The 290-nt window shown below is 38.3% G+C and carries 1 protein-coding gene; it reads left to right on the forward strand.

From position 1 onward, the window contains the following. The coding region (locus AAEY79_RS14460; RefSeq protein ID WP_352288979.1) for a CreA family protein at positions 1–214 on the forward strand (214 nt) is incomplete at its 5' end. Between the last annotated feature and the right edge of the window lie 76 nt (positions 215–290).

The raw sequence follows: 290 nt of genomic DNA on the forward strand, positions 1-290 counted from the left end.
GAGTAAATCTGGAGAAGTGGTATTTAAATCATCTAAAAGTATTTTGTTTAAATCATTAAAAGTGCGTCGTATTTACGATGCTAAAGCACATACCTTACTGTATTTGTCGTACTCGACTAAAGAGTCTACGGGGAGTCATCATCATGCGTTATCTACTGTACCATTATACAATACACAAGCATGGCAATGGGCGCTTGGGCAAGAGCGAGAGTAAGCTATGTTAGCGTTATTTAAGCCCAAACCATTACTGGCTGAGCAAGAGCAGCAATGGTTAATTGATACCTTTATAT

The sequence above is a fragment of the Psychrobacter sp. GW64-MNA-CIBAN-0177 genome, from assembly GCF_040309585.1.
In the GTDB taxonomy this organism is placed as follows: Bacteria; Pseudomonadota; Gammaproteobacteria; order Pseudomonadales; family Moraxellaceae; genus Psychrobacter; species Psychrobacter okhotskensis.